Source organism: Campylobacter sp. RM16188 (assembly GCF_012978795.1).
GTDB classification, from domain to species: Bacteria; Campylobacterota; Campylobacteria; order Campylobacterales; family Campylobacteraceae; genus Campylobacter_A; species Campylobacter_A canis.
The window spans coordinates 23322-49801 of record NZ_LIWQ01000018.1 but is presented as its reverse complement, the minus strand read 5'-3'; the positions used below and the strand labels follow the sequence as shown (position 1 = coordinate 49801).

The 26480-nt window shown below is 39.0% G+C and carries 24 protein-coding genes; 16 read left to right on the top strand and 8 right to left on the bottom strand.

Annotated elements, in window-relative coordinates; translation table 11 throughout:
• Window positions 1-285 precede the first annotated feature (285 nt).
• Window positions 286-1746, top strand: a complete 1461-nt coding sequence (locus CDOM16188_RS10115; RefSeq protein ID WP_172201896.1) for an aldehyde dehydrogenase family protein — start codon at window positions 286-288, stop codon at window positions 1744-1746.
• 75 nt (window positions 1747-1821) lie between these two features.
• Here the strand turns inward: CDOM16188_RS10115 and CDOM16188_RS10110 are convergent, their stop codons facing one another.
• Both CDOM16188_RS10110 and CDOM16188_RS10105 read right to left on the bottom strand, forming a co-directional pair.
• Window positions 1822-2577 (bottom strand): DUF4198 domain-containing protein, encoded by a 756-nt coding sequence (locus tag CDOM16188_RS10110; RefSeq protein WP_216656284.1) that lies wholly within the window; start codon window positions 2575-2577, stop codon window positions 1822-1824.
• 47 nt (window positions 2578-2624) lie between these two features.
• Complete coding sequence (locus CDOM16188_RS10105) at window positions 2625-4712, bottom strand: TonB-dependent receptor (RefSeq protein WP_172201895.1); 2088 nt, start codon at window positions 4710-4712, stop codon at window positions 2625-2627.
• A gap of 132 nt (window positions 4713-4844) precedes the next feature.
• Here CDOM16188_RS10105 and CDOM16188_RS10100 point away from each other — a divergent pair, with 132 nt between their 5' ends.
• Together CDOM16188_RS10100 and CDOM16188_RS10095 are read left to right on the top strand one after the other, a co-directional pair.
• Complete coding sequence (locus CDOM16188_RS10100) at window positions 4845-5789, top strand: AraC family transcriptional regulator (protein WP_172201894.1); 945 nt, start codon at window positions 4845-4847, stop codon at window positions 5787-5789.
• A 51-nt stretch (window positions 5790-5840) separates the two neighbouring features.
• On the top strand, window positions 5841-6050 hold the full coding sequence (locus CDOM16188_RS10095) for an alkylphosphonate utilization protein (RefSeq protein ID WP_172201893.1): 210 nt from the start codon (window positions 5841-5843) through the stop codon (window positions 6048-6050).
• A 25-nt stretch (window positions 6051-6075) separates the two neighbouring features.
• Here CDOM16188_RS10095 and CDOM16188_RS10090 read toward each other — a convergent pair whose 3' ends face one another.
• Window positions 6076-7185, bottom strand: coding sequence for an FtsW/RodA/SpoVE family cell cycle protein (locus tag CDOM16188_RS10090; protein WP_172201892.1), 1110 nt, complete (start codon window positions 7183-7185; stop codon window positions 6076-6078).
• A 48-nt stretch (window positions 7186-7233) separates the two neighbouring features.
• Here CDOM16188_RS10090 and CDOM16188_RS10085 point away from each other — a divergent pair, with 48 nt between their 5' ends.
• The 13 genes from CDOM16188_RS10085 to mnmC all read left to right on the top strand — a co-directional run bounded on the left by CDOM16188_RS10085 (window position 7234) and on the right by mnmC (window position 22145).
• Entirely contained in the window at window positions 7234-8220 is a 987-nt protein-coding gene (locus CDOM16188_RS10085; protein ID WP_216656283.1) for an RluA family pseudouridine synthase, read from the top strand.
• Window positions 8150-9370: a fibronectin type III domain-containing protein gene (locus tag CDOM16188_RS10080; protein ID WP_172201891.1), complete on the top strand. Its 1221-nt coding sequence runs from the start codon at window positions 8150-8152 to the stop codon at window positions 9368-9370. The genes CDOM16188_RS10085 and CDOM16188_RS10080 overlap by 71 nt, the downstream gene beginning before the upstream one ends.
• Window positions 9370-10554 carry a tRNA (guanosine(46)-N7)-methyltransferase TrmB gene (gene trmB / locus CDOM16188_RS10075; protein ID WP_172201890.1) on the top strand — a complete coding sequence of 395 codons (1185 nt, stop codon included), beginning with the start codon at window positions 9370-9372 and terminating at the stop codon, window positions 10552-10554. Before CDOM16188_RS10080 ends, trmB begins: the two co-directional genes overlap by 1 nt.
• Window positions 10538-11209: a cell division ATP-binding protein FtsE gene (locus tag CDOM16188_RS10070; RefSeq protein WP_169942584.1), complete on the top strand. Its 672-nt coding sequence runs from the start codon at window positions 10538-10540 to the stop codon at window positions 11207-11209. Before trmB ends, CDOM16188_RS10070 begins: the two co-directional genes overlap by 17 nt.
• The gene (locus tag CDOM16188_RS10065) at window positions 11196-12011 is read left to right on the top strand and encodes an FtsX-like permease family protein (RefSeq protein ID WP_172201889.1); all 816 of its coding nucleotides are present in this window, start codon (window positions 11196-11198) and stop codon (window positions 12009-12011) included. The genes CDOM16188_RS10070 and CDOM16188_RS10065 overlap by 14 nt, the downstream gene beginning before the upstream one ends.
• Window positions 12008-13273 carry a murein hydrolase activator EnvC gene (locus CDOM16188_RS10060; RefSeq protein ID WP_169942580.1) on the top strand — a complete coding sequence of 422 codons (1266 nt, stop codon included), beginning with the start codon at window positions 12008-12010 and terminating at the stop codon, window positions 13271-13273. The genes CDOM16188_RS10065 and CDOM16188_RS10060 overlap by 4 nt, the downstream gene beginning before the upstream one ends.
• 71 nt (window positions 13274-13344) lie before the next feature.
• Window positions 13345-14064: a UMP kinase gene (gene pyrH / locus CDOM16188_RS10055; protein WP_172201887.1), complete on the top strand. Its 720-nt coding sequence runs from the start codon at window positions 13345-13347 to the stop codon at window positions 14062-14064.
• Window positions 14065-14079: 15 nt separating this feature from the next.
• Complete coding sequence (locus CDOM16188_RS10050; protein WP_172201885.1) at window positions 14080-14298, top strand: DNA-directed RNA polymerase subunit omega; 219 nt, start codon at window positions 14080-14082, stop codon at window positions 14296-14298.
• Entirely contained in the window at window positions 14288-16471 is a 2184-nt protein-coding gene (locus CDOM16188_RS10045) for a RelA/SpoT family protein (RefSeq protein ID WP_172201900.1), read from the top strand. The genes CDOM16188_RS10050 and CDOM16188_RS10045 overlap by 11 nt, the downstream gene beginning before the upstream one ends.
• Window positions 16472-16482: 11 nt before the next feature.
• Window positions 16483-17691 carry a tyrosine--tRNA ligase gene (gene tyrS, locus CDOM16188_RS10040; protein ID WP_172201883.1) on the top strand — a complete coding sequence of 403 codons (1209 nt, stop codon included), beginning with the start codon at window positions 16483-16485 and terminating at the stop codon, window positions 17689-17691.
• Window positions 17691-18788 (top strand): nitronate monooxygenase, encoded by a 1098-nt coding sequence (locus CDOM16188_RS10035; protein WP_172201881.1) that lies wholly within the window; start codon window positions 17691-17693, stop codon window positions 18786-18788. The genes tyrS and CDOM16188_RS10035 overlap by 1 nt, the downstream gene beginning before the upstream one ends.
• Window positions 18757-20274: an N-acetylmuramoyl-L-alanine amidase gene (locus CDOM16188_RS10030; protein WP_253908188.1), complete on the top strand. Its 1518-nt coding sequence runs from the start codon at window positions 18757-18759 to the stop codon at window positions 20272-20274. Before CDOM16188_RS10035 ends, CDOM16188_RS10030 begins: the two co-directional genes overlap by 32 nt.
• Window positions 20271-22145 (top strand): bifunctional tRNA (5-methylaminomethyl-2-thiouridine)(34)-methyltransferase MnmD/FAD-dependent 5-carboxymethylaminomethyl-2-thiouridine(34) oxidoreductase MnmC, encoded by a 1875-nt coding sequence (gene mnmC, locus CDOM16188_RS10025; protein WP_172201872.1) that lies wholly within the window; start codon window positions 20271-20273, stop codon window positions 22143-22145. The genes CDOM16188_RS10030 and mnmC overlap by 4 nt, the downstream gene beginning before the upstream one ends.
• 305 nt (window positions 22146-22450) lie before the next feature.
• On the opposite strand, the gene CDOM16188_RS10020 is transcribed toward mnmC, so the two are convergent.
• The 5 genes from CDOM16188_RS10020 to aspS all read right to left on the bottom strand — a co-directional run bounded on the left by CDOM16188_RS10020 (window position 22451) and on the right by aspS (window position 26442).
• Entirely contained in the window at window positions 22451-22654 is a 204-nt protein-coding gene (locus CDOM16188_RS10020; protein WP_172201870.1) for a hypothetical protein, read from the bottom strand.
• 37 nt (window positions 22655-22691) lie between these two features.
• Entirely contained in the window at window positions 22692-23210 is a 519-nt protein-coding gene (gene ppa, locus CDOM16188_RS10015; protein WP_169942569.1) for an inorganic diphosphatase, read from the bottom strand.
• A gap of 301 nt (window positions 23211-23511) precedes the next feature.
• Complete coding sequence (locus CDOM16188_RS10010) at window positions 23512-23895, bottom strand: YgiW/YdeI family stress tolerance OB fold protein (RefSeq protein WP_169942566.1); 384 nt, start codon at window positions 23893-23895, stop codon at window positions 23512-23514.
• A gap of 216 nt (window positions 23896-24111) precedes the next feature.
• The gene (locus tag CDOM16188_RS10005) at window positions 24112-24681 is read right to left on the bottom strand and encodes an adenylate kinase (RefSeq protein WP_172201868.1); all 570 of its coding nucleotides are present in this window, start codon (window positions 24679-24681) and stop codon (window positions 24112-24114) included.
• Between the two features lie 9 nt (window positions 24682-24690).
• Window positions 24691-26442, bottom strand: a complete 1752-nt coding sequence (gene aspS / locus CDOM16188_RS10000; RefSeq protein WP_172201866.1) for an aspartate--tRNA ligase — start codon at window positions 26440-26442, stop codon at window positions 24691-24693.
• Window positions 26443-26480 lie beyond the last annotated feature (38 nt).

Genomic DNA, 26480 nt, shown 5'->3' with positions numbered 1-26480 from the left:
AAATATTGACTTAAAACGATACGGTTCGAGTCCTGGTGAACCCACCATCTTATAATTTACTCATCTTTTAAATTTCCAAATCGTCAAAAATATTTTTGTATTTGTTGTTTAAAATAAGTCTTTTAAGCTAATTCTTATCCATTAGTAACTTTTTATATAAAAATACCGGAAGTAAAATTGATATTTTTATATAAAAATTTATTAATAAATATTATCCAGTTATCCGAGTATTTAAGTTTGAGTAATATAATTTTCTTGTTAAATTCTACTAAAGGAGATTGTATTATGGTTAAACTGCAAGATAAATATCAGCTGTTTATAAATGGCGAATTTGTGCCTGCTAGCGACGGTGCAACTCTAGATACTTTTAATCCCGCAACAGGCAAGAAATTAGCTTCAATAGCCGATGCGACCAAAAAAGATGTCGATGCTGCGGTAAAGGCTGCAAGAAAGGCGTTTGAGACGTTTAGGCGCTCAACCGTAGCGGAGCGCTCAAAAATTCTTTTAAAAATCGCAGATATTATAGATGACAACAAAGAGTTTTTGGCGACTGTCGAAACTATGGAAAACGGTAAGCCGATTCGCGAGACTATGAATGTAGATATCCCTTACGCAGCAGAGCATTTTAGGTATTTTGCCGGCGTTATACAAGCTGAAGAGGGAAGTGCAAATGTCCTTAATGAAAAGCAGCTTTCCGTGATCTTGCGCGAGCCTATCGGTGTTGTAGGTCAGATAGTTCCTTGGAATTTTCCGTTTTTGATGGCGGCATGGAAGCTAGCTCCCGTTATCGCAGCTGGCGATACCAGCGTGTTTAAACCGTCTTCAGAAACCAGCCTTAGCGTACTTGAGCTTATGAGGCTGATTAAGGATGTATTGCCAAAAGGCGTTGTAAACGTAATCACAGGAAAAGGCAGTAAGGCGGGAGAATACATAACAAAACACAACGGCTTAGATAAGTTAGCCTTCACGGGTTCAACCGAAATAGGAAGAGATATCGCTATCGCCGCAGCAGAGAAGATCATACCTGCGACACTTGAGCTTGGCGGAAAGTCGGCAAACATCATCTATGCTGACGCTGATTTTGACTTGGCAATTGATGGAATTCAGATAGGAATTTTATTTAACCAAGGTCAAGTATGCTGTGCCGGAAGTAGAATTTTTGTCGAAGAGAGTATATACGATAAATTTGTAGCTGCGGCTGTTGAGAAATTTAAAAAGATAAAAGTTGGAGATCCTCTTGATAAAAAGACTCAAATGGGCTCTCAGATAAATGAAAAGCAAGCCAAAAAAATACTAGAATACATAGAAATCGGCAAAAAAGAAGGCGCAAAAGTAGCGGTCGGCGGAGAGCTTGCGAGCGCGGGCAAGTCATTTGTGAAGCCTACTCTTCTTGTAAACGTAACAAACGATATGAGAGTGGCGCAAGAGGAGATATTTGGGCCTGTAGGCGTTATCATCAAATTTAAGAATGAAAAAGAGCTTATTAAGATGGTAAATGATAGCGAATATGGCCTTGGCGGAGGGGTCTTTACTAAAGATATCACAAAAGCGCTAAGAACAGCGCGCGCGATGGAAACAGGTCGCGTCTGGGTAAACTGCTATAACCAAATTCCTGCCGGAAGCCCATTTGGCGGATATAAAAACTCAGGCATAGGCAGAGAGACGCATAAAATCATACTTGAGCACTATACTCAGATGAAAAATATCATGATCGATCTAACGGGAAAACCAAGCGGATTTTATTAATAGTTAAAACATCCCCTAAATTTAGGGGATGTTTGATTTTGTTTCGTATAAATTCTTAAAATTTGCACACAAATATCACTTTATCTTAAAAGTAAACGAAGCGATCAGTATCTCCTCATCGCATCTTTTACTCTCACCAAAGGCTCTTTTGTGCATGACTTTTAGTATCCATTTGCCGGGTGCTAAAGCCATAACTTCGGTTATACCTTCTAAATCAGTAGTTGCCGAAAATGCAAATTTGTCTTTTAAAAATTTATCAAATGTTCCGTCTATTCTAGCCGTTTTAAGCGGCTTTCCTTCAAGCAGAATTTGAATTTTAAAAGGCTTATTTATATCAAAATTTGCAGGATTTTCAAGTGGCACTATCTCCAGCTTTTGCCCTATGGTTTTAGTTACAAACTCATCTTGTTCGCCGTCAATATTTACAACCTCTTTTGCATACATTGAAGCTTGCATGCAGTAAGCGGAATCTGCTACCTGATCTTTTGTCTTATCCATATACCATTTGCCGTTTGCGTCTTTTGACCAAAACGTGCTTTTGTATTCGCCTGCTAGGATATAGCTTCCTTTTTTAAGTCTTTCTCCTTCGTAGCGGTAGTTCTCTCCTATTTGGATTAGCTCTGTTTTGACTCCGTCTTTTGAGATAATTGCAAGTGGAACAAAGGACTTGGCTTCATCTTTGGGTATTATCTCTTGATGAGGGAAGTTGTGTCCGTAGCCTATATCGGCTCTAAATTTATCGGAATTTTCTCCAAACACCCAAAAGTCATGAGCCTGCGCTACGTTTAATGTCGCAAACGCAAGTAGTGCGGCTAAAATTTTATTTATCATATTTTTCCTTTGATATAGAAATTTGGCGCCGAATTTAACGCCAAATTTTAAAAGCTATATTTAGCTCCAAGCCCAAAAATTCTGCCTTTATCATACTCTACAAGCACACCGTAAGATCTATCAAAGACATTCATCGGATATTCTTTGTCGACTATATTTTTAGCGTATAGATATACGTCAAAATTTTTCTTCATATAGCCTATCTTAGCGTCAGCCGTGAAGTAGCTTGCTCTGGCGACCGAGTTTTGAGGATCGAAGTATGTTTTGCCGATGAGATTACCATCTATCCTTGCATATAGTCCAAACGGCACATAGTAAGAAGCTCCAAGCGAGAATTTATATTCCGGATTGTATTCTATCTTATTGCCTTTGTTGTTTTTGCCGCTAGGGCTAATATAATTGCCGTATTTTGTTCTAAGTAGGCTTGCAGCCATGTTTATACCAAGCTCTTTTGTAGCTCTTACTACGCTTTCTAGCTCAACGCCCATTGAGGTTGCCTTATCGGCGTTTCCTGTTATGAAATTTGCCGGATTTTTAGGATCTATCATGTAGATATGGGTATCTTTTATATCCATATAAAAGGCAGCCGCTGAAAATCTAAAACTATCATAAGCTCCTTTTATGCCGATTTCATAGTTGTCGCTGGTTTGTGACTTAAATTTATTCTCATCTTTTGTTCCTCCCATGGGAAATGAGTTAAATCCTCCCGCTAGGTAGCCTTTGGCATACATCGCATAGACGCTAAGCTCATCTTGCAGAGCGTATTCAAGAGCTATCTTTGGTAGGAATTTGTTCCAGCTTGCATCGTTTTCAAGCGAGTAAAAAGGCGCAGTTTTACTTGAGCCGACAGGATACATATAGGTGTCTACCTTGATATCTTTTTTGATCTTTTGGTATCTTCCTCCAAGTGTTAAATCAAACTTTGAGGTGATAGGATATATGGCTTGTGCAAAAAATGAAGCGGTTTTGCTGTTCATCTTTGCAGGTGCATCCATTTCCTTAGGCGCTCCCATCATCATAAACTGCATGCCCATTTTTCTTATATCTATCTTTTCGTTTTCAAAGAAAAGCCCGGCAATCCATCTTAAATTTTGCTCTTCATTACTCGAGAGTCTAAATTCTTGAGATAAATTTTTAATTCTCATATCAGAAAACATGATTAGATTGTTATTGTGGGGAAAATACTTGCTTCCTGCATCTAGGTCGTAGTTGCTTGACTGATCTATCTTTTTATATGTGGTGATAGAGCTTAGATCTACACTGTCAAAATTATAAGTGGCGTTTAGGGCGATGGAATTTGACTTTTCAAGTGAGTGTGTTTCACTTTCAAGCCTTGTTGTTTTGACATCGTCTTTTTTGAAGCTTTTAAATTTGTCATAAGGGATTACTATACCGTCCGTGCCGTTAAATTTCTTGTAGTATCTATCCGCAAAAAGCTTGAAAGATAGCCTATCCGTAGGTATAAATTTCAAATTTAGTCCGAAGTTGTTAAGCTCTTTGCCGTTTGATTTTTTGCCTGTTATCTCGTCCGTGATCCAGCCTTGATCTTTGGATGCCGAGCCGTTTAGCCCAAGATATAGCACGTCATCTACAAGTGCGCCGTTTGCTTCAAAGGTGCCGATTCTGTATTTATATGAGCCGTACTCTGCGCCAACACTTCCAGACCACTCGTTGCTAGGCTCTTTTAAGACTACGTTTATAACGCCGCCGATAGAGTCTTTGCCGTAAATCGTACTTGACGGACCTTTTAGTATTTCTATTCTCTCTATGTTTGTGATAGGCACGTATGCTCCGAATTGATTACCGTGCGCTACGCCGTTTATGAAGATCGTGACAGGATTTGTTCTAGTAAATATCGAGCCGTTAAGCCCTCTTGTAAAAATTCCTCCGTGAAGTCCCGTTGTGGTTGATATACTAGGCACGCTTTTTAGTAGGTCCTCTATGGTTTTTATACCTTTTTCTTCTACTTCTACGCCGTCAATCACGCTGATACTTTGTGGGATATCTTTTAGTTTTTCTTCTATTTTGTTTGCTGTTACTTTAACTTCGCCAAGAGATACGCTCTCTGTTGCAAAGATATACGGGCATGCCGCTAAAGAGATAACGGCTGCAACTTTTAGGTATTTAGCTTTCACTTTAACTCCTGATTGTAAAAATATTTAAGTTTCATTTTACTATAATGGGATAATTATTATCAATACAAAAATATCGCTAAAAGGATTAAAAGATAGCGTTAATCGGATTATTTTCAAATTTGGGGAGAGACTATGAGTGAAAGCAGAAAGCTTGATAAATTTTTTGATGAATTTGAGTGCAGAGTTGAATTTGGCGAAGAGAAAAGATATAAAGAAATTTCATTTAAAGATGAAAATTTAAACTGCGAACTTGAGTATTACGATACCGGAAGTGGATTTGGCTACTGCTCTTACGATATAAGATATAGTGAAAATTTAAAATATCTCTCAAAAAAGATCCCACACTCCTTTTTATGTTTTAATGTAGGGCAGAGTGCAAACAGCTTAAGCTGGTCAAAGGATAGCCTTGTTTTAAAGCCGGGGCAGCTTTGTATGGGTAGTATAAACGATAGCTTTATGGCTGCAAGCAAGCATCACGGCAAAAGCTACAAAAGCCAGTCGATAATAATTGAAAATTCGCTCATCCAAGAGCTTGGAATTTTTAAAATTTTAAGTAGCGATAATGAATTTTGCGCTAGGATAACAGATACAAATTTGACTCAAAATTTGATACTAAAAGAGCTCGCAAACTCTAAAATTTATAGCGGAAAGATGAGAGAAATTTTTATAGAGTCTAAAATTTTAGAGATGGTTTATAAAAGCTTTACGGAGGTAAAAACCGAAGAGAGCGACAAATTTAGATACAGCGAAGATGATTTAAAGATGATACACAAAGCAAGAGAAATTTTGCTTAAAAATATACAAAATCCACCTACCATAAAAGAACTTGCAAACCTTTGTGCTACGAACGAATTTAAGCTTAAAAACGGGTTTAAACACTGCTTTAACACAACAATTCATAGAGCCTTACAGGATGAGCGCCTTAAGATCGCCAAAAGCCTTCTTGAACAAAACGATATAAACGTAAAAGAGGCTGCAAAGATAGTGGGATATAGCAGTTTTGCACATTTTACTAAGATATTTAAAGAGAAATTTGGCGTCTTGCCTATGGAAATTTTAAGAGGCGGTAAATTTTAGCTTTTATGGAAATTACCTGCTATAATGGCTGAAATTTTACAAGGAGAAAACATGCCAAAAGATGCAAACGGAACAGAACTAAACGCAGGAGATAACGTAACTTTGATTAAAGATCTTAAGGTAAAAGGTGCGGGCGCAACTCTGAAGCGCGGAACAATGGCTAAAAACATCAAGCTAACGGGAAATGACAAAGAGGTTGAGTGCAGGATCGATAAAATGGGCGTTATCGTGCTTAAAACCGAGTTTTTAAAGAAAGTCTAAATTTAAGCCATGAATTTGGCTTAAATTAAAATTTAATCTTCACAAAGCGGTATGTCGGATCAAATCTAAAAGTAAGCAAATTTTGTAAAATCCCAAACAGGCTTAAAAACGTTACAAAACTACTTCCGCCGTAACTATAAAATGGTAACGGCACGCCCACAACAGGCGCAAAACCGATAGTCATCATGATATTTACGCTGACATAGATAAATATCAAAATTCCAATTCCCGTCGTGATAACCTGCGTGAAATAATCATCCTTTAGACCGTAATTTAGACTAAGCAAGTGAGCTATCAAAAAGCCATAAAGCATAAGCAAGCCAAGACCGCCTATAAAGCCAAATCGCTCAATCGTATAAGCAAAGATAAAATCGCTCGTAGAAATCGGCAGAAATTTAAAGTGCGTCTGAGTGGCTTCATCTTTTGGTTTTCCAGTAAGTCCGCCACTTCCTATGGCGATGATGCTTTGGCGCACGTGATAGCTTGACTCTTCGCTTAAAAAATCGGTTATTCGCTTTTTTTGGTAATCGTGAAGGACGTTTTCATAGATAAGAGGTGCGGAAATTCCGATAGCTACAAAGATAGTAATCCAAATTTTTTTATTAACCCCGATCACAAAAAGTACGGCGTATCCGACTATAAGAAGTATAAGGGCCGTGCCAAGATCAGGCTCTTTCATAATCAAAAATGTAGGCAGCAGGATATAAAAACTAAATATCAAAAAATCCTTAAGCCCGTATCCTTTGATGTCAGGCGGTCTGCGCTTGATGAGGTATGCTAGCATAAGCAAAAATGACGGCTTCATGATCTCTGAAGGCTGGATAGTAAAGTGGACAAATGGAATTTCAAGCCAACGTTTTGCGCCGAGTTTGGTTACTCCAAAGAGATCAACGCTTATTAAAAGTATGATGCAAATCCAATAAAACATCGGAATTATCCATTCGATCTTTTTAATCGGTAGCAAGAAAAAAAATCCAAAAGCCAAAAAGCCAACCGCAAAATAAACTATCTGTTTGCTTGCTAAGACGCTGTTTGCTTCTAGTACTAAAATATATGATAAAATTATAATAGGCAGTATTAAAATGGGCTGCACAAAATCAAAATGAGTTAAAATTCGCCTATCAAGTCTTATCAAAATTTTCGCCTTGTTTTTAGCCGAATTATAACACAAAAAGGTAATGGATTGAACCAAACTATCGTCGTAGAGGCGCCTAATATAAACGAAAGAATCGACAGTTATCTTTCCTTAAAGCTTAAAATTTCAAGAAATCAAATTTCAAATTTAATCAAAAACGAATGTGTAAAGCTAAATTTAAAACCTGTTTTAAAAGGCTCGGTTAAGCTAAATTTAGACGATGTTATCGAAGTTGAGTTCAAAGAAACCGTGAGTGAAAATTTAGAATTTGAAGCTGATTTTGATGTGCCGATCATCTATGAAGATAATGATCTTATCGTGCTAAATAAGCCTGCAAATTTAGTCGTGCACGGAGCGCCAAGCGTTAAGGAAGCTACTCTTGTGGATTGGCTTGGCAAAAAGGGCTTTTTGCTCTCTACCTTAAGCGGAGAGAGTAGGGCAGGAATTGTTCATAGGCTGGATAAAGGCACTAGCGGAGCGATAGTGGTTGCTAAAAACAACCGCGCTCACGCGGCACTTTCCGCCCAACTTAGCGATAAAACAATGGGCAGAATTTATCTTGCCGTCACTGATCTACCGCTAAAAGAAGCTTGCGTAATTGAAAGAAAGATAGGCAGAAATCCAAATAATCGCCTTAAAAAAGCCATTACTAAAGACGGAAGAGAGGCTAAAAGCGCTTTTTTGAATTTGGCGGAAAGCGGAAATGTAAATTTGATCGCGGCTAAACTTTTTACAGGCAGAACTCATCAGATAAGAGTTCATCTTGCAAGCATAAACCGCCATATTTTAGGCGATACTTTATACGGATTTAAGAGCGAAAATGATAAAATCAAACGAGTTATGCTTCACGCCTACGGACTTTATTTCAAACATCCCAATAGCGGTGAGCATATGAGTTTTGTCGCTTCTATTTGGGGCGATTTTGAAGAAATTTTACTGAGTAAATTTGAGAAAGGGACTATTGATGAAAAAATTGATTTTAAAGGGCTCTTTGACGCTTTTAGCGGTTGTGATAAGTGGCTGCGTATCTCCTAGTGCGCCTACGCAAGTCAATGCAAGCTTGCCGACTATCCAAAATTTAAAAACCATAAGCGATATGACCGAAATCGGCTTTGAATGGACGCCTACGCCAAGCCCTGAAGTGGCGGGGTATTATCTGTATCGCTCAAACCCGAACGAAAACAATGGAAAAATGAAAGTGGTAGCAGACATCAAAGATCGCTTCGCAAGCCACCACGTGGATTCAAATTTGGCTCCTGAAACGACATATTCATACGAAATGAGAACATATAACGCAAATAAGCAAATTTCAAATGCCGGCGTCATGATAAGTGCAAGCACTAAAGCTCTTATGGATTCGGTGCCGTTCGTTAGAGCGCTTACAAATTTGCCTGAGCGCGTTAAGCTTATATGGAGACCGCACCCTGATCTTCGCGTAGCTTCTTATATAGTCGAAAAAGCTGACATCGGCAAGGAAAACTGGCGACAGATCGCAGAGGTTAAAGGCAGGCTAAATGCCGAATACATAGACGATAGCGTAAAATCGGGCAGAGCTTATAAATACCGAGTTTTTGTAAAAACAAGCACGGGAACCGTCTCAAAGCCAAGCGCCATAGTCGATTCTACTACCAAGCCGCTTCCTAGCACGGTGACAAACATTCAAGCCAGCAATAACACTCCTAAGAAGATCATCTTAACTTGGGATAGCGTAGCAAGCGATGATTTTGGATACTATAAAATTTACAGCGCTTCAAATAAATTTTTGCCTTACACCTATCTTGCTAAAACCAAAACCAACAGCTACGAGGATTTAATAAACGAAAACGGCGCTACAAGATACTATAAGATCACTATCGTAGATAAAGACGGGCTTGAGTCAAAGCGTCCGGAAGAAGCCGTAGTGGGATCTACGTTAGCGGCGATGGAAGCTCCGGTAGTAACCTCAATCGTTGCGGATAGTTCTGCGGTGAAGCTTCAGTGGAGTAGTTCCGAAAAAGCAAGAAGCTATACAGTCATAAGAGAGGGCGGTGATAGTGGGGAGCAAAAATTTACAAATATAACAGGCAACGAATTTATCGATACAAACGTAGCTTACGGACTTAAATACACTTATAGGGTAATCGCCGTAGATGAATACGGCATAAATTCAGACGAGTCCAAAAAGGCATCGGTAAGTATCGAATAATGCCAAATTTCGTAGCCAAAAACTTAAAAATTAACCCTTTGCCTTTCGGCGATGAAGATATCAAATTTCAGTGGGAAGCAAAGGGTAGAAACTCAAATTTGATCTACACTAAAAGCGGTGGCGAGGAGTTTTTTATAGTTATTAAAAAGCGCGAAAAAGAAGGCTTTGTGATAAAGGGTGAAAAGCTTACAAAGCCAGCCAAAATAGGGCTTTTGCAACGCGCTTTGGTTAAATTTAAAGAGCTAAATTGTAAAGAAATTTTAACCGAAGCGATGGCTGTTAAAAAAACTCATCTAACTCAAAAATCATCAGCTATCGTTGATACTAATGAAATTTTAGAAATTTTAAAAGAGTCTAAATTCGGCAAAATTTTTATAGAGATCGGCTTTGGCTCTGGCAGACACTTGCTCTATCAAGCCGAAACTAACGCGGATGCGCTGGTAATCGGCATAGAGGTTTATAAACCCTCGTTAGAGCAGGTTGCAAAGCTTGCTAAAGCTAAAAAATTAAGCAATGTAGCGCTTATAAATACCGATGCGAGATTGCTTTTATCTCTTATAAAATCAAATTTTATAGATAGAATTTTTCTTCATTTTCCCGTGCCTTGGGATGATGCACCTCACAGAAGGGTAGTGTCTGAAAAATTTATAAAAGAGTGTGAAAGAACGCTAAAAAATGGCGGTAAATTTGAGCTTAGAAGCGATTCAAGGGCTTATACCGACTACACGATAGAGCAAATTTTAAATCTTACAAGCGCAAAGCTAAGCCTTTATAAAAATAGAAATTTAGCCGTCAGTAGTAAATATGAAGACAGATGGAAAAAGCAGTCTAAGGACATCTACGACGCTATTTTTGAGTGCGAGACTTATAGTCCTGAGCTTGAAATGCTTGATGAACTAAAATTTGAGCATGGATACGATACGCAAAAAATAGCTTCGAATTTTAAAAATTTCACTATAAAAATGGATGATTGCTTTTTGCATTTAGAGGAGAAATTTGAGCTAGAAAGCGGGGAAATTTTAATTCGTGTTGCGTTTGGAGCTTTTGCTTCACCGGAGCATTGCTATGTCTTGGTTGGAAATCAGAAGTGTGAATATCTAATCAAAAAGCCGCTTGTTACAAGGGAAAATTTAAAGGCGCATCTGGCGTTAAAGGAGTATTTGGCGAATGCAAAAAATAATTAGCGCTAAAGAGCTATCTTTGGGCTATACTCAAAGCGAACTCATCGTGCAAAATGTAAATTTCGAAATAGATATGAGCGATTTTGTTTTAATAACAGGCAAGAGCGGAAGCGGCAAATCAACGATAATAAAATCACTTTACGGAGAGATTAAGCCGTATTCGGGTTCTTTAAACGTCTGCTTAAGCGAGATGGCAAACATCAAGCAGGGCAAGCTGGATGAATTAAGAAAAAAGATCGGCATCATCTTTCAAAACTACCGCCTTATAAACGAATGGAGTGTCGAAAAAAACGTCATGCTGCCTTTGATGATAAAAGGACTTTCGCAAAACGTTTGCAAAAACCAAGCTCAAAAGCTGCTAAAGCATGTAAATTTGCTTCATAAATCCCATAAATATCCGCTTGAGCTAAGTGGCGGCGAGCAGCAAAGAGTAGCCATGGCAAGAGCCTTAGCGCACAATCCGCATCTGCTTTTATGTGACGAGCCTACGGGGAATTTGGATGATTACTCTAGCGATGTGATCTGGTCTTTATTGAGATCGGCAAAAGAGTTTTTGGGAACTTGCGTAGTGGTCGTAACGCATAAAATTCCCGCCACTTTGCGCATACCTTATCGCCATTTCGTCATAGAAAACGGAGGCTTGCATGAGATCGCTTAAAAACCATTTGGGAGTGATCTTTCCGCTGATAGCGCTACTTTTTTGCGTTCAGTTTATAACGCTTACGGAAAATACGATAAAAGATTATGAAAGATTGATGAATAAAGATTACAACATCATAATCGTAAGTTCAAAAGAGCTTGACGAGGGCATGATAAAGCCGATGGTAAATACTTTTGAATCCATTGAAAGCTTAAGTGCTAAATCCGTCCTTGATAGACTATCTAAGGATATTTCGGCTAAAAATATATCAGCTCTTGAAAACGCCTTGCCTAAATTTTATTCGCTCAAACTAAATAGCTTTCCAAGCACCGGCTACATGAACGAAATAAGAGATAAAATTTTAAAAATAGACGGAGTGAGCAAAGTTGAGACATTTTCAAAAACTCACGATAAAATTTACAAAATTCTTCAGCTTATCAAGAAAATATCTCAAATTTTCTCGCTATTGATACTTGTTATAGGGCTTATGTTGCTATTTAAGCAGATGAGAATTTGGCTTTATGAGCATAAAGAGAGGATTGATATCATGACGCTTTTTGGCGCTTCCTTTTGGCTAAAATCGGGAGTTCTTTACAACATCGCGGTGATTGATTCTTTTATAGCTACGGTTTGCGTTGTGGCTCTTTATATCATGCTTCCTGATTTTGAGATCATAAAAGCTACGGCAAGTGAAGTGGGTATAGACCTAGCCAAAATCGACATCATAGTTGATGGAGCGACGCTTCTTGGCATATCGCTTATTTTAAGCATGATAGCGGTTAGCTTTGTGATGAGACGAGCTAAAAAAGAGAGCTTATGAGAATTTTTACTCTTTTATTTTTTTGTTTTTCACTTGCTTTTTGTGCGACTACAAACGAAAAGATCAAGGTTCAAACCTCATCTTTGGAAATTTCAAAAGAGATAGAAAAGCAGCTCAATAAAAAGCTTGACGATCTTGCAAAAGATATTTTAGCGGGTGAAGATGCGGTTAAGCAAAGCGACAAGAAGATGAAAGAGGTTATCGCTCAGATAGCCGATCTTGAAAAAAACGCTATAGACGCAAATTCCGAACTAAGAGATCTAACCGAGCAAAATAAAGAGCTTCTTGAGAATCAAAAATATATCGAACAAAGCTTGATACGTATAATAGCGGATCATTTTGCGTTTGATCTTATAACTCCAAAAGAGTATGAAGATAGCAACGAAAGCATTATTGCCACTGAAATTTTATCAAATTTAAACAGCGTGCTTAAAGAGGATTTTAAAAATTTGGCAAAAGATTATGAAAAGACGCTGGAGCTTATAAAAACGCAAAACAAAAAGATAGAAAATATCAAATCAAACCTCAAAGGATACAAAGAAAAGCAATCAGAACTTGCCGCTTTGCAAGAGGCTCAGTCAAAGACGCTTGCAAATTTAAAAAAAGATAAAAATAACTATTCAAGGCAGCTTTCCGTTATCCACAAAGAGCAAAAAGAGATCAGAAAGACGCTTGAGCAGCTTAAGATACTAGCCAAAGAAGAGAGTGAAGCGGCCAAAAAAGAGGCTGAGAAAAAGGCTAAAGAGGCAGCTAAAAAATCCAAAGATAAAAAATCTGACGGAAGCACTCAAATAGTGATAAATAAAACTACTCCCGATGACAGCGACGTTAAGCAGATAGGATCAAGCTATCAGGCAAGTAAAGTAAAAAAATATAGCGGCGAAAAGACCATAGCTCCGCTTGATAGCTTTACCGTAAAGCAAAAATTCGGTAACTATATAGACCCTATATATAACATCAAAATTTTTAACGAATCGGTAGTTCTTAGCTCAAATTCGCCAAATGCCAAGGTTAAAAGCGTGCTAAGCGGTAAAGTAGTCTTTGCTAAAGATACGGCTATGCTTGATAAGGTGGTGATCATAGAAAATGCAAACGGAATTCACACTATATATGCTCATTTAAGCCAGATAGCTCCTACGATAAAGGTCGGCTCAAAAGTTCCTAGAGGATACGTCATAGGACGCGTGGCAAGAGATCTTACATTTGAAGTTACACAGAAAAACTACCACATAAATCCGCTTGAGATGATAAGCCTTAAATAGCTGTTTAGGGCTTAGAATTAGTAAAATTTAAACACAAATTTGCTAAAATGCGTAAATTTTAAGGAGAATTTATGGAACGTAAAAAGCGAGTGTTGGTTAAATTTTCGGGCGAGGCGTTAGCAGGTGAGAGCGGATTTGGGATAGATAACGGAATTTTGAAATTTATCGCAAATCAGATTAAGGGACTTGTTGAAAACGGCGTTGAAGTAGGTATAGTTATAGGCGGCGGAAATATCATAAGAGGCGTAAGTGCAGCAAAAGACGGCATCATAAAGCGCACAAGCGGCGATCATATGGGTATGCTTGCTACCGTGATAAACTCAATCGCCATGAGAGAGGCGCTTGAGAAAACAGGCTTAAGCGTGCGCGTTCAAAGCGCTATCAAGATGGAAGCAATTTGCGAGACCTTTATCGTAGGACGCGCCCAAAGACATCTTGAAAAAGGACGGGTGGTTATATTTGCCGCAGGAACGGGAAATCCGTTCTTTACGACCGATACGGCTGCGACTCTAAGGGCTATTGAGATTGATGCGGATATGATCATAAAAGCTACTAAAGTAGATGGTGTTTATGATAAAGATCCGAAGAAATTTGAAGATGCTAAACTACTAAAAGAGCTCAGCTATGAAGTGGCTATGAATGACAATATAAAAGTTATGGATGATACGGCCATAGCTCTTGCTAAGGATAACAAACTACCGATTTTAGTATGCAATATGTTTAAGGACGGAAATTTATTAAGCATTATCAACGAAGACGAATCGGCATTTTGTTCGGTAGTTAAAAACTAAATTTAAGGAGAGATGATGAGACTAGAAGAAGTAGCCGCAAGAGCGTTAAAAACAGTAGGAAACGATAGATATAAGCTTTCTTTAGTGGTGGCAAAGCGTGCTGAAGCGCTTGCTGCGGGAGCTAAAAGTCTGCTTGATAGAGATGTAAGCAAGATGAAATTTGCAGATATTGCGCTTTGTGAAATAGCCGAAGGAAAAATCGGCTTAGAGGGTATAGTTGAAGATAACAAGTAACGGGCTTTTTTTAGAGCAACTCGTTGATAAAATTTCTGATTGCAGAGATGTTACAAAAGCAAAAGAGATACTATACTCTTTGTTTGAAGTTACTCCAAATGTCGAAAAAGCTATTGATTGGTGTATAACTTTTCATGCGGGGCAGTTTAGAAAGAGCGGAGAACCTTACGCAATACATCCTATTTTGGTAGCTTCAATAGTTGCTCATATGGGTGGTGATGACAGCATGATCATCTCTGCGCTTTTGCATGATGTGGTAGAAGATACGGAATGCTCTACGGAAAATTTACAAGAAGAATTTGGCGAAGAGGTAGCTAAGCTGGTTGAGGGACTAACTAAGATCGTTGCGATCAGAGAAGATAAACTTGCAAGTTCTGATTCTAACGAGCGACTTGCTGCCTCAGCGATGACTTTTCGCAAGATGCTTTTGGTGTCGATTGAAGATGTGCGTGTGCTTGTGATTAAGCTTTGCGATAGGCTTCATAATATGCTTACTCTTGACGCATTAAGGCTTGATAAGCAAAAAAGAATCGCCGAAGAAACTCTTATGGTTTATGCTCCTATCGCGCACAGGCTTGGAATTTCTTCGATTAAAAATTTGCTTGAGGATTTAAGCTTTAAATATGCACTTGCGCAAGAGTATAAGAAGATAGATGACTACATAATTGAGCATAAGCAGCAGCTTCAGCTTAAGTTAAATTCATTTATTGATAAACTTAGTCAAATTTTATTGCAAAACGGCTTTACCGAAGGCAGTTTTGAGATACAAAAGCGGGTTAAACATCACTACTCCATATACCTAAAAATGCAAAGAAAGGGTATCTCTATAGAAGAGGTGCTTGATCTTTTGGCGGCTAGAATTTTAGTTAAGCAGCCTAAGGATTGCTACCTTGCTCTTGGAAGTTTGCACATAAATTTCAACCCTCTCATTTCAAGATTTAAGGATTACATAGCGCTTCCTAAACAAAACGGCTATCAAACAATTCATACTACGATTTTTGACAATAAAAGCATATTTGAAGTTCAAATTCGCACATTTGATATGCATAAAACCGCAGAATACGGAGTTGCCGCACACTGGAAGTATAAAAACGGCGGATTTTTAAATCCTAAGCTTGACTGGTTAAGCGATATCGGCATGCAAAACGAGACTGAAAACAATCCCGAAGAGCTATACGAATACGCAAAAGACAGCCTTTATGTAGAGGATATAGCCGTTTATTCGCCAAAGGGAGATATTTTTACTCTGCCACGTGGCGCTACGGCGCTTGATTATGCATATGAAATTCACACCGAGATAGGGCTTCACGCAAAAGAAGCTTACATAAATCGCATGAGAGTGCCGCTTTTAACCGAGCTTAAAAACGGCGATATAGTAAATATAGTAACCGGAGATGAGCCTAAATATCGCTGTTCTTGGCTTGGAAGCGTAAAGACGGGCAAGGCAAAAGCTACTATAAGATCTCTTTGCAAACAAAAGATAAAAGACATAAACAATCTCGTAGCGCTTGAAATTTTAAGCGGAATTTTCGGGGTTTCTACAAATAGAATTCTTGTGTGGCTAGAGAGCGAAAAGCTAACTAAGAAAATTTTTAAAGCCGCTTATGACTCGGTGTATCTGCAAGATGTCGTAAATGCGCTTAAAAAATACATAAGAAAAGATAGGCCATTTGCGCTTAGGCTAACGGATAAATATCTTGTCAGAAAGCAAAAATTTGATCATATAGTTATCTACTCAAATCACAAAATAGCAACCGTTGAGTTTGATTATTGTTGCAATCCAAAAAGAGGCGATGATATCCTTGGCTTTAGGAGCGGATCTCACGTAACCGTTCATCACAAGCTTTGCGAGCGAGCGATGAAGCTTGTCGAAGATAAAAACGAAATGATATTTGTCAAATGGACTCGCAATGCTCCGCATAGATACAAGATCATCTTAAGTCTTGAAAATCGCAGAGGCTCTTTGGCTGAATTTTTAACATATCTTGCTAGAATGCAAGTTGATTTAGCTACAATAACTCTTTTGGAGACTCACGACGCTACGGCCGATCTTTTTGATCTAACCGTAGAAATCGGAGAAAATTTAGATATGGCTGAGATAAAAGAGCGATTAAAAGATCGCTATAAGATAATGGAATTTATATCGCTTGATGATGCTTATCATCAAAATTAAGGAAAGAGGCAGTGCAAGAGAAAATTTTAAAGATAATAGAAGAGATTAAAAAGGGTATTGCGGAGATAATCGGCGAAGAGCAGGTTGTAAATTTGGTTAAAAACTACTACGAAAAGGGTGAAAATTTCTACGTTAAAGCCGGCTTTGATCCGACGGCTCCTGATTTACACCTTGGCCATACGGTAGTGCTTCAAAAGATGGCGCTTTTGCAAAAACACGGTGCGATCGTTCAGTTTCTAATAGGCGATTTTACAGGGCAAATCGGCGATCCGACAGGCAAAAGCGAAACAAGAAAGAAGCTTGATAAAGATACCGTAGCAAAAAACGCTAAAACCTACGAGGAGCAGGTTTTTAAAATTTTAGATCCCGAAAAAACGGTGATAATGTTTAACTCAAAATGGCTAAACGAGCTTGGCTCGGCAGGTATAGTTGAGCTTACAAGCACGTTTCCTGTAGCCAGAATGCTTGAAAGAGACGACTTTGAAAAGAGATTTAAAAGCGGAGCTTCAATATCGATAAGCGAATTTTTATATCCGCTGCTTCAAGGATATGATAGCGTAGCGATGAAATGTGATATCGAAATGGGCGGAACGGATCAGAAATTTAACCTTCTTATGGGAAGAACTTTGCAGCGAATTTATAATGTCGGAAAAGAGCAAGCCGTCATCATGATGCCTTTGCTTGAGGGGCTTGACGGGGTTAATAAAATGAGTAAAAGCCTTAAAAACTATATCGGCGTGACGGACAATGCAAACGATATGTTCGGCAAAATTTTAAGCGTGAGCGATGAGCTTATGTGGAGATATTACGAGCTTTTAAGTGAAAAAAGTTTAAGTGAAATTAAGATTTTAAAAGACGAAGTCGCAAACGGCAAGGCTCATCCAAAAGCGGTCAAAGAGGCCCTTGCTCTTGAGATCACCGCTAGATATCACGGCAAAGAGCAAGCCAATGAGGCTAAGGCTGAATTTGATAGAGTGCATTCGCAAAATCAAATTCCAACCGATATAGAGGAATTTAGCCTAAAAGCGCCCGTTTGGATAGTGGAAGCTCTTGCTCATTGCAAGCTAAGCCCTACTAATTCGCAAGCAAGACGCGATATAGCGGCAAATGCCGTTAGTGTAAATCAGATAAAAATAGGTGATGAGCAGATTAAACTTGACTCGGGCGAGTATGTTTTGCAAGTCGGTAAGAGAAAATTTGCAAGACTAAAGGTAATTTAATGGAATTTAGCTCGATCAAAATCGGAAAATACGAGATAAAGTATCCGATAGTTCAAGGCGGAATGGGGCTTGGTATAAGCTGGGACAGACTTGCCGGAAATGTTAGCCTGGAAGGCGGACTTGGAGTGATTAGCTCGGTTGGAACAGGGTATTATGAAAACAGAACTCATATCACAAAAGAGCTTAATTCAAAGCCTTTGGGAAGCGAAAATTTCTATTCTCGTGATGGACTTAAGGCCGTCATTGATAACGCAAGAAAAATTTGCGGAAATTTGCCACTTGGTATAAATGTGCTTTGTGCGAGTAACGACTATGCTCGTATCGTAAAGGATGCTTGCGAGCACGGTATAAACGTGATCATAAGCGGAGCGGGCCTGCCTACGAATTTGCCGGAATTTACGCAAAATTTTAAAGAAGTAGCGCTTGTGCCTATAGTATCTTCGGCCAAAGCTCTTAAGATCATCTGTAAGCGCTGGAGTATGAGATATAACCGCTTGCCTGATGCCGTTGTGCTTGAAGGTCCTTTAAGCGGTGGGCATCAGGGCTTTACTTACGAGCAGTGCCTTGATTCTGAATATCAGCTTGAAAATTTGATTAAGCCGGTAAAAGAGGAAATTAAAGAGTGGGGTGATTTCCCGTTAATAGTAGCTGGCGGAATTTGGGATAATAGCGATATCAAAAGAGTTATGGCTCTTGGTGCAAACGGCGTTCAAATGGGAACTAGGTTTATAGGAACGCATGAATGCGATGCCAGCGAAGGCTTTAAGGAAGTCTTGCTAAACGCTAAAAAAGAGGATATCGAGCTTATAAAAAGCCCTGTAGGATATCCTGCTAGAGGAGTTAGGACAAATCTTATAAATTTAGTCGATCAAAAGGCCGGACCAAAGATAAGCTGCATAAGCAACTGTGTAGCTCCTTGCCAAAGAGGAAAAGAGGCAAAAGAGGTTGGCTACTGCATAGCCGATAGACTTTTTGACGCATTTTCCGGACGAAAAGAAACAGGGCTATTTTTTACGGGTGCTAACGGATATAAACTAACCGAGATAATAAGCGTAAAGAGACTTTTTGCAAAACTTTTACATGGCGAAGATAGGTAGAATTTTACTATTATTGCTCTTGATTGTCGGTTTTTCATACGCCGATAGTGCAAGGCTTAAGAAATTTGACAGCGCATTTACTAATGCGAGCAAAAAAGTTAAGCTTGAACTTCATCACGATATGAAGAGCCTTTATATCAAGTCAATTATCGATAACGACACCAAGACCAAAGTAGAAACTTTAAAAAGGCTTATTGAGAGCTCCAAGGCTCTTCAGCTTGACGCACAGCCTTATGAAAAAGAGCTTGCTACAATAAATCAAGGTAAAAATATCGGACAAGCCGATACTAAAAGCACCAAGACGTCTGCTAAAAAGGATGTAAAAAAGCAAACTTACGTAGAAGAAGAGACTATCATTATAGATAAAGGCTCTGCCAAGAAAAATCCTTTAAAAATTCTTGCCATTATCAAAAATGAAGATAGTTTTGAGATTAAATTCAATCAACCCTTACACCCAAGCGACATCAAACATATGCTTTTGAACACTCAAGGAATGTTTAGAAACGTATATGATTTCAGAGGCGTTTGGACAAGCAAATCTCACACTTTTAAAGATGTGCTTTCAGAAGAAGTTAGAGTAAGTCAGTTTGATAAAAATACTATTCGGGTGGTTTTTTCAAACAAAAAAGAACAAAAGCTTGATTTTTATATAGACGCAAATTCCGTTCATTTTATAATGGCCGGACAAAAAAAGCCTGCTTTAAAAGTAGCTAAAGACGACAAGCAAAAAAGCTTGAAGCAGGATAAAAAGCAAGTTCAAAACGAGCAAAGCTCAAATAAAGGCGCGATACCTATTAAAAAAACCGGCGGTAAAACTATCGTGCTTGACGCGGGACACGGCGGCGATGATCCGGGCGCTATAAACGGAAAGCTAAAAGAGAAAAATATCGTGCTAAATATCGCTTTAAAGACCGGCGATGAGCTTAAAAAACGCGGATATAAGGTCTTTTACACTCGTACAAAGGATAAATTTATAAACCTCAGAAGTAGAACCAAGCTTGCTAACGACAAGCTTGCCGATCTTTTCATCTCTATACACGCAAATGCCGCTCCGAATAAGCAAAAAGGCGAAGTTATGCAAGGTATCGAGACATTTTTCCTCTCGCCTGCAAGAAGCGAGCGTAGCAAAAACGTAGCCGCGCTTGAAAACAAATCGGACATAGACGAGATGAATTTTTTCTCTAAGCAGACCTTTTTAAATTTCTTAAACAGAGAAAAGATCATAGCCTCAAACAAGCTTGCCATCGATATCCAAAGAGAGGTTCTTGCCAGAACCAAAAAGATAAATTCAAAGGTCGTTGACGGTGGAGTAAGAGAGGCTCCGTTTTGGGTTCTAGTGGGTGCGCTTATGCCCGCTGTTTTGCTTGAAGTAGGCTACATCTCACATCCTGATGAAGGCAAGCTAATAAGCAAGTCAAACTACCAAGACGCTATCGCTAAAGGAATTGCTAACGGCGTTGATGTCTATTTTGCAAATCAGCAATGAAAACCGCTCAAATTTCCTTTAAAGACGGAGTTGCTTATAGCGAGGATTTTGGAGATATATACTTTAGTGCCGATAATCCTGCCGGCGAGAGCGAGTATGTGTTTGCAAGTGCAATTGATGAAATTTGGGACAGGCAAGATCGGTTTATAATAGCTGAAGCGGGCTTTGGAGCGGGGCTAAATTTTTTAACAACACTAAACAAATTTAAAGACTCAAGCAAATTTTTGCATTATGTTAGCATCGAGGCAAATCCTATTAGCAAGGAAGATCTTGTTAGGATTTATCAGAAATTAGGTGTTTTTAAAGAGCTTTCAAATGAGCTTATAAAAAGCTACCCGCCGCTTATACAAGGATTTCACCGGCTAAATTTTGCAAATTCACGTATCACGCTTGATCTTTGCTTTGGCAAGATCGATCAAATTTTGCCCGAGCTTGAATTTAGAGCCGATATCTGGTTTATGGACGGATTTGCGCCGAGCAAAAACGATAGTATGTGGAGCGATGAGGTTTTTAAGGGGATTTGTTATCTAAGAAAAACAGATACGATATTGCGAACATATTCAAGCGCAAGGGTCGTAAAAGACGCTCTTGCTAAAAATAATTTTGAAGTTACGTTACTAAAAGGCTTTGGCAAAAAGCGCGAGATGATAAGCGCTAGACTTATGAGCGAAAATGGCACGGTAAAAAATCCTTGGTTTAGTAGATATGACACGCAAAATAACTCTAAAAAGGCAAAAACAGCGCTTATCATAGGTGCAGGCGTGGCAGGTTGCGTTAGCGCTTATAAGCTAAATGAGCTTGGCATAAAAGTTACTTTGGTTGAAAAGAAAGACAAGATAGCTACAAACGGCTCTGGAAATCATGCTGGAATTTTAATGCCGCTTATCACAAAGCCAGAGGTGGAGCTTGGTAGAATGCACATGAACGCTTTTTTGCAGGCCGTTAGGTTTTATAAAGATACGATGAGTTCAAGCGAGTGCGAATTTAGCGGTGTTATAGACTATGCACACGAAGATAAGCTGCTTGAGCGTCTTTTAAGATGGCAGGAATTTGATAGTCAAAACGGAGTTTTTGATATAAATTTAAATAGCTTGCCGTATCCAAGTGCATTTATAAAAGAGGGTGCCAAGGCTAGACCTCGCAAGATGTGTGAGGTTGCAAGCAGGTGCGCCAATGTCTTGCTTGGATACGAGTTTGAGAGTTATGAAATTTTACCGGATGGTAAAATATCGGCGAAATTTAAAAATGGAAAAACCATAATTAGCGACGTTTTGATACTTGCTATCGGTAGTGATAGTATGGAATTCTTTGCGAATTTTGATATGCAGCTTAGCTCGGTTCGCGGGCAGGTTACACATATCAAAGAGGCTATCAAAACAAGCTTGCCTTTTAGCGCAAAAGGTTACGTTTGCCCTCAGGTTGACGGTGTGCAGGTTGTCGGCGCAACCTATGATAGAAATTTAAAACTAGATGGGCCTAGAAGCTGCGATGATGATAAAAATTTAGCCGATATAGACGAGTTTTTGTTTAGCAAAGAGCCTGAAGTTTTAGGCTCAAAAGTAGGCTATAGAAGCTATAGCGGAGATAGATTTCCGATTGTCGGAAGGCTTTATGATGAGGAATTTTATAAAAATAGTTATAAAGCGCTTCTTTGGACGAAAAATAAAAGCGAAAATTTAAGCGCCAAATATATCCCAAATGTCTATATTAATACCGCTCACGGCTCGCGCGGACTTTGTACCGCCGTGCTTGCGGCTGAGCTCATCTGCGATCTTATGTTTGATCGACCGTTATGTATAGAAAAGAGCCTTTTTGACGCACTTCATCCGGCTAGATTTTTGATACGAAAGCTTAAAAAGGGTATTAAGTAGTTTTTAAAATTTAAACGCGATCTATGCAAATTAATTAGCACTAGCTATATTTATCGCGTCTTATAAAATAACTCGTTATAATAAATCCATGAAAAAGCTTTTTGTCCTTGCTCTTATAATAGTGTTTTTTACCGCTTTTATCTCTATGTTTAGACCGTCGATTCAGACTGAGCCCGGTGGCGTGGCGAGTGCTACACGCACGATATTTTGGCTTTCGATTTTATATATAATTTATCTAAGCGATCCTGATAATATAAAAGGTATGATAAATTTCTTTAACGCAAATGATTTAGCGCTTGGTTTGCTTATTTTGACGGATATTTGTCTTGTTTGTAAGTTTTGGATTGCTCTTTAAATTTGCCAAATCCGCTAGAGTTTGAGTCCTCAAATTTCTTTGAAAATCCGCCGTATTTTTGAGTTTTGCCTCCGTGCATATCTATGATGCCTCTTTCTTGCGAGGCGCCAAGTAATGAGGCGCAAGCTGTTAGTATAAGTAGTATTTGTTTCAAATTTTACCTTTTAAAGCCCCAAATTTAGGGGCTTATATTATTTATAGCTTTTTATGGCTTTATCTAAAATTTCTTTTGCCGTATCGGCACACTTAAACTCTTTTACCTTTACCCATTTGTTCGGTTCAAGCATTTTATAGGTTTCAAAGAAGTTTTTTATCTTATTTAGCGTCGCTTCAGGAAGGTCTTTGTATGTTTTTATATTCTCGTATCTTGGATCTATCTTGCTAACAGGAACCGCAAGAAGTTTTTCGTCCATTCCCGCCTCATCTTCCATCACAAGCACTCCGATCAATCGGCAAGGGATGACACTGCCGGCTTGCAAAGGATACTCGTTAAGCACCAAGATATCGGCAGGATCGCCGTCTTCTGCTAGCGTATTTGGCACGAAGCCGTAGTTTGCAGGGTAAAACATCGCAGAATACAGCACGCGATCAACAAAAACCGCACCGCTGTCTTTGCAAATTTCATATTTTATGTTTGAGCCGTATGGGATTTCGATTACGGCATTGATTTTATCGGGATTTGAGCCCGCTTTGATTTTTGATATATCCATGTTTGCTCCTTGGTTTATTTGCGTGTGATTATACTTATTTGCGGCTTTTATTTAAGTTAAATTTGATAGCTTGCACTTGATATCGGCTTTGGTATAAGTTAATTTACGATACTTGATAAAGTAGGTTTGAGATTAAATCTAATAAACATTGAGATGAGGCGGTTTTAAAGTTTTGTCTTAAATTAACTTTTGTAAAGTTATGATAAGTTATATGGCTGTTTTGGTGAGTTGCAAATCAAATTTAGTCTAAAGCCCTCTTTAAAAATTTGAGTTTTAAAAGGACTTTAGAGTGTATGGCTAGTTATTTTATTATTTCAACAGATTTTACATCTATTGTTGTTTTTGTAAGATCTTTATCAACTTTGCCCGTGATTCTTATAGGCGTGTTTTCATCTACTGTTACGCCTTTCCAGATGTGATTGTCTATTTCTATCTCGACTACATCGCCGCTTTTACCTACAAATTCGTAGTGTTCGGCTCTGATTTGCGATCTTATTTTACCTTCAAGTATCACAGGGGCATCATCTCTTAAATTTAAAGCCTCTTTTACGCTCATTAAAGTCGCACTTCCCTTGCCTGTAAATCCGCCTTGATTTTGCGTCGTGTTGGCGTTAGCGCCCGTAAATCCTCCGCTTGCTAGAAGCGAGCTAGCCAAAAGAGCTGAAATTGTAATTTTTTTAAACATTTTTAATCCTTTTAAATTTTTGATTTTTAAACTCTGCTAATCAGAGTAACCTTCTAAACTTAGTTTTTATAACTTAGTATGATTTTGTTATAAACTGAAGCGAATTGTAATGCGAATTTGTTAATTAAAAGTTAAGGGGTAATATTGCTTAAAAAATAGTAAATTTGCCACATTTTGCGCTATTTGCAAAGCGTGGCAAATTAAATTTTAGTAGTTTTATAGAAGTGAATTTATTAGTTTTCTCATGTCTTGTACGATCTCATCGATCGTTCTTTCGCCGTTTATCTCGTGAAGCAAATTTTTGCCTGAATAAAATTCTCGGATTGCGCCGATCGGCTCAAGATATACTTTCATGCGGTTATTAAAGACTTCGTTGTTGTCATCAGCGCCTCTTGCACGTCCGAGCACACGCTCTCTAGCCACATCTTCGCTAACGTCCACTTCGATAACGCCTTTTAGCAAGATCTCGTTTTGAGCGGATAAAACTTTATCAAGTTCTGTCATCTGCTCAACGCTTCTAGGGTATCCGTCAAGCACTACATTTGGCGTTTTTGAGCTTTTTATAGCGCTTATTATTGCATTTACAACCACTTCAAGAGGGACTAAATTTCCTTTTGAGATGTAGCTGTCTATGAGTTTGCCCAGCTCGCTTCCGCTTGCAACTTCTTCTCTAAGCAGATCGCCCGTGGAGTAGTGAGTAAAGCTCTCATCGCCTTTTGCGATCAAATTTGCATCTGTTGTCTTACCGCTTCCCGGTGCTCCGATTATCAAAAATAGTTTTTTCATCAAATTTCCTTAGTTGGTTTTTTCTCTTAGTCTAAGTCCAAGCTCTCGAAGTTGCTCGGAATTTGCTTCACTCGGCGCTTTTGTCATAGGGCATTGTGCGCGCTGTGTTTTAGGGAATGCGATGACGTCGCGAATGCTGGTTGATTTAGTAGCCAGCATCACAAGGCGATCAAATCCTATCGCGATACCTCCGTGCGGTGGCGCTCCAAAGCTAAGCGCGTCAAGCAGGAAGCCAAATTTCTCTCTTTGCTCGGCTTCGTCTATGCCAAGAAGTTTAAATACCTTTTGTTGAACGTCGTTTTTGTGGATTCTCACGCTTCCTCCACCTAGTTCAAAGCCGTTTAACACAACGTCGTGAGCTATGGATAGGATATCTTCTAAGTCCTCTTCGTCTATATTTTTAGGCATGGTAAACGGATGGTGCATTGCAGAGTAGCTTCCGTCGTCGTTTTGTTCAAACATAGGGAAGTCTAGCACCCATAAAAATTCCATTCTGTCTTGATCGATGATTCCCATTTGCTCAGCTAAGAAAATTCTAAATCTTCCCATATAGTCAAGTACTATCTTTTTCTTGCCTGCACCGAAAAATACGACATCGCCAAGTTTTAACTCGCATCTATCAACTATCTCTTGAAGGTCTTTTTCTTCAAAGAATTTGCAAAGCGGACCTTTTAGACCGTCCTCTTTCATTTGGAAGTATCCTAAGCCTTGAGCTCCGAATTTGCGCACAAATTCTTCAAACCTATTCATCTCTCGTTTGCTGAATATATTGTCTCCGTTTGGAACTTTAAGCGCTTTTATGCGGTTTTTCTTAGGATCTTTTGCGATAGAGCTAAAAATTTCATTTGTCGAGCGAGCAAATATATCAATCACGTCAACCATAGCTAGATCGTAACGAAGATCAGGTTTATCCGAGCCGTATGTCTCGGTCGCTTCTTTGTAGCTCATGCGTCTAAACGGCGTTTTGACATCATATCCGCAGGCTGCAAAGATGTCTTTTAGAACTTCTTCGGCCATATTTAAGATATCATCTTGCTTAATAAAGCTCATCTCGATATCAATCTGCGTAAATTCAGGCTGGCGATCAGCTCGCAAATCCTCATCTCTAAAGCATTTTGCTATCTGAAAATACTTATCAAAGCCCGAACACATCAAAAGCTGCTTAAATAGCTGAGGGCTTTGCGGAAGTGCATAAAATTGTCCCGGATATACGCGGCTTGGCACCAGATAGTCTCTTGCGCCTTCAGGTGTAGCGCGAGTTAGGATAGGTGTTTCAAATTCTATAAAGCCAAGCCTGTCAAGTGCGTTTCTAGCAGCAATCGCAGCCTTTGAGCGCATTTTAAAGATATTTTGCAAGCGCTCATTTCTTAAGTCCAAAAAGCGGTATTTAAGCCTGATGTCTTCATTCACCGAGTTATCGTTGATCATAAACGGAAGCGGTTCGCTTGGATTTTCTATCTTTACTTCGCTTACTACCACTTCGATCTCACCGGTCTTTAGCCTTGGGTTTACAAGTCCTTCGCCACGCGCTCTTATCTTGCCTTTGATTTTTAAAACATACTCGTCGCGAACTTTTGACGCTATTTCATGAGCGCTTATGCTATCGGCAGGATCGCAAACCAGCTGGATTAGCCCTGTTCTATCTCTTAAATCGATAAAGATAACTCCGCCGTGGTCTCTATACGTATTGACCCAGCCGCAAAGATCGACTTCTTTGCCGATGTCCGCCGCACTAAGCTCTGCGCAATAATGGCTTCGCATTAGATACTCCTTAAAATTCGTTTTTGAAAGCCTGATTA

Excerpts from the sequence above, each read along its gene's own strand:
- ppa (WP_169942569.1), bottom strand. The coding sequence starts at position 23,210 with ATGGATATATCAAAAATCAAAGCGGGCTCAAATCCCGATAAAATCAAT.
- CDOM16188_RS10110 (WP_216656284.1), bottom strand. The coding sequence starts at position 2,577 with ATGATAAATAAAATTTTAGCCGCACTACTTGCGTTTGCGACATTAAAC.
- CDOM16188_RS10070 (WP_169942584.1), top strand. The coding sequence starts at position 10,538 with ATGCAAAAAATAATTAGCGCTAAAGAGCTATCTTTGGGCTATACTCAA.
- mnmC (WP_172201872.1), top strand. The coding sequence starts at position 20,271 with ATGAAAACCGCTCAAATTTCCTTTAAAGACGGAGTTGCTTATAGCGAG.
- CDOM16188_RS10010 (WP_169942566.1), bottom strand. The coding sequence starts at position 23,895 with ATGTTTAAAAAAATTACAATTTCAGCTCTTTTGGCTAGCTCGCTTCTA.
- CDOM16188_RS10035 (WP_172201881.1), top strand. The coding sequence starts at position 17,691 with ATGGAATTTAGCTCGATCAAAATCGGAAAATACGAGATAAAGTATCCG.
- CDOM16188_RS10095 (WP_172201893.1), top strand. The coding sequence starts at position 5,841 with ATGCCAAAAGATGCAAACGGAACAGAACTAAACGCAGGAGATAACGTA.
- CDOM16188_RS10100 (WP_172201894.1), top strand. The coding sequence starts at position 4,845 with ATGAGTGAAAGCAGAAAGCTTGATAAATTTTTTGATGAATTTGAGTGC.
- pyrH (WP_172201887.1), top strand. The coding sequence starts at position 13,345 with ATGGAACGTAAAAAGCGAGTGTTGGTTAAATTTTCGGGCGAGGCGTTA.
- CDOM16188_RS10005 (WP_172201868.1), bottom strand. The coding sequence starts at position 24,681 with ATGAAAAAACTATTTTTGATAATCGGAGCACCGGGAAGCGGTAAGACA.
- CDOM16188_RS10065 (WP_172201889.1), top strand. The coding sequence starts at position 11,196 with ATGAGATCGCTTAAAAACCATTTGGGAGTGATCTTTCCGCTGATAGCG.
- aspS (WP_172201866.1), bottom strand. The coding sequence starts at position 26,442 with ATGCGAAGCCATTATTGCGCAGAGCTTAGTGCGGCGGACATCGGCAAA.
- CDOM16188_RS10050 (WP_172201885.1), top strand. The coding sequence starts at position 14,080 with ATGAGACTAGAAGAAGTAGCCGCAAGAGCGTTAAAAACAGTAGGAAAC.
- CDOM16188_RS10060 (WP_169942580.1), top strand. The coding sequence starts at position 12,008 with ATGAGAATTTTTACTCTTTTATTTTTTTGTTTTTCACTTGCTTTTTGT.
- CDOM16188_RS10080 (WP_172201891.1), top strand. The coding sequence starts at position 8,150 with ATGAAAAAATTGATTTTAAAGGGCTCTTTGACGCTTTTAGCGGTTGTG.
- CDOM16188_RS10115 (WP_172201896.1), top strand. The coding sequence starts at position 286 with ATGGTTAAACTGCAAGATAAATATCAGCTGTTTATAAATGGCGAATTT.
- trmB (WP_172201890.1), top strand. The coding sequence starts at position 9,370 with ATGCCAAATTTCGTAGCCAAAAACTTAAAAATTAACCCTTTGCCTTTC.